Source organism: Rhizobacter sp. P1_G5 (genome assembly GCF_056405435.1).
The window spans coordinates 1-2,197 of the sequence record NZ_JBFUCB010000818.1 but is presented as its reverse complement, the minus strand read 5'-3'; the positions used below and the strand labels follow the sequence as shown (position 1 = coordinate 2,197).

The window sequence follows — 2,197 nt, the reverse complement described above, 5'->3', positions numbered from 1 at the left end:
GAGGTGGATCCGCCGCTGTGGACGCTCGGCCACCTGGGCTGGTACCAGGAGTACTGGATCGGCCGCAACGTGCAGCGCCACCGCGGCGAGCACTGCGACCCGCGGGCGCCGCGGCTCGCGTCGATCGAGCCGGGGGCCGATGGCTGGTTCGACGCTTCGCTGGCGCCGGTGGCCACGCGCCGCGCGCTGGCGCTGCCCGACGCGCAGGCGGTGCGGGCCTACCTGGCCGAGACGCTGGAGACCACGCTCGAGCTGCTGGAGCACGCGCACGAGGGCGATGCGGCGCTGTATTTCTTCCGCCTCGCGCTGTTCCATGAAGACGCGCACGCCGAGGGGCTGGCGGTGCTGTCGCAGCAGCTCGGCTTCGATGCCGGCCTGTGGCCCGCCCTGTCGACGCTGCCGGCGCGGCCGGCGCTGCTGTTCCCGGCGGCGCGTGCGCGCATCGGCAGCGAGTCGGGCGAGGGCTTCGCGTACGACAACGAGCAGCCGGCGCACGAGGTGGCGCTGCCCGAGTTCGAGATCGATGCGCAGGCGGTGAGCTGGGCGCAGTACGGCGAGTTCGTCGAGGATGGCGGCTACGACGAAGCGCGCTGGTGGACGCCCGAGGGCTGGGCCTGGGTGCAGGCGGCCGGGCGGCGCAGCCCGCTGTATGTCGACCAGCTGCGCCAGGGCGTGCTGCAGCAGCGCTTCGGCCGGCTGGCGCGCGTGCCGCTCGGGCAGGCCGCGCTGCACCTGAGCTGGTACGAGGCCGATGCCTGGTGCCGCTGGGCCGGCCGGCGGCTGCCGACCGAGGTGGAGTGGGAGCATGCGGCGCGCACCGGCGAATCGCGCGGCTTCCGCTGGGGCCAGGTGTGGGAATGGACGGCCGGGCGCTTCCGGCCCTACGACCATTTCGAGCCGGGGCCGGACCTCGGGCACACGATGCCCGCCTTCGACGATCGGCACCGCGTGCTGCGCGGCGCGTCGTTCGCGACGCGCGAGCGGCTGCGGCATCCGTGCTATCGCAATTTCGAGTTGCCCGACTGCGACACGGAGTTCACGGGGTTTCGAAGTTGCGCGCCTTGGGAGGGAGCGAGTACGAGGCCATGAGCGCGTTGATCAGCAATGGCTCGGCCGCAAGGTGCCGGGCGAACGCCGTTCGGAGGTTGATGCTCGACACCGGGCCGGTGTGTCGTTGCGTCCTGGCCACGTTGCTGCGTGGCGCCAGCATGGCGGCGAGGTGCTGGCCGACCTGGTTCCTGGCGATCATGCCGGGGTCCTTCTTGAGGACCTGGCCCCAGCTCCCGGTGAACGCCTGGCAGGCGGCGATCAGGGCGGTGTCACCGAAGCGCGCATCCATTGCGCGGTTGCGCTGCAAGGTCGTCCAGATGGCGGGCGGGATCTGCCAGGGGGTTTCGAGCAGAGGGGGCTTCATCGAGGTGATCGAATGGGACAGCGCGAGGCCCTGGGCGAGCGTGTCGAGGTACTCGGGCGCGAAGAACGCGAGAGGGAGCTCCACGGTGCGCAGGGCCTTGTGCCTGGACAGCAATCGGCTCAGGGTAGCGACCTCGGGCCACTGAACCTGGGAGAGGCACCCGTTGTTGAGTTGGAGATGTTCCAGTCGGGGCAAGGCTCCCCGATCCAACGCCAGCGTCATCTGCAGCCGCGCGTCGTCGCGGTCAGCCTGCAATACCAGTCGGGTCAGTGTGCAGTTGCCCGCCAGTCCGGCCACCAGTGCGTGGACCTGCTGCGGACGCAGGTCCGGGAACTCGAGCTGCAGGCAGTCCAGCGACGGATGGTTCGCGAGGCTGGCGCCGAGAGCTGCCAGCCCTGAGCAGGCACCAGCTTCGAGTTGATCCTCCTCGGCGTCGTTCTCATACTCCAGCACCAGTGTCTTCAGGCCGGTGTTGCCTGCGATGCCTCGGGCCAGTTGCTCCAGCGGCGCGCCTGGATGGAATCCGTCGCAATTCTGAATGTGCAGCGTCTCCAATGTCGTGTTCGCTGCCAGCGCATCTGCAAACGGGGTGATCTCGCTGAAATCCAATTCATCGCCCAGCGTGAGCGTGCGTACCGAGGCGCATTGCTCCAGGACCTCGGTCACAGTGGCGAGCGAAGCGCGGTTCGRCATCAGCGCATCCAGCTCGAGTTCATTGACGTACCTGACGAGTTTTCCGTCGGAACCGGCTCCGGCAACGCGAGAGAGATCACCCTGCATCAC

General features: G+C 69.3%; 2 protein-coding genes. One reads left to right on the top strand and one right to left on the bottom strand.

What is annotated here, in order from left to right; genetic code table 11:
• On the top strand, positions 1–1,089 hold a 1,089-nt coding region (locus AC1D12_RS31470; RefSeq protein WP_477845112.1), incomplete at its 5' end, for an SUMF1/EgtB/PvdO family nonheme iron enzyme.
• Here the strand turns inward: AC1D12_RS31470 and AC1D12_RS31465 are convergent.
• A partial coding sequence (locus AC1D12_RS31465) for a leucine-rich repeat domain-containing protein (RefSeq protein WP_477845111.1) occupies positions 1,037–2,197 on the bottom strand: 1,161 nt, incomplete at its 5' end. The genes AC1D12_RS31470 and AC1D12_RS31465 overlap by 53 nt on opposite strands.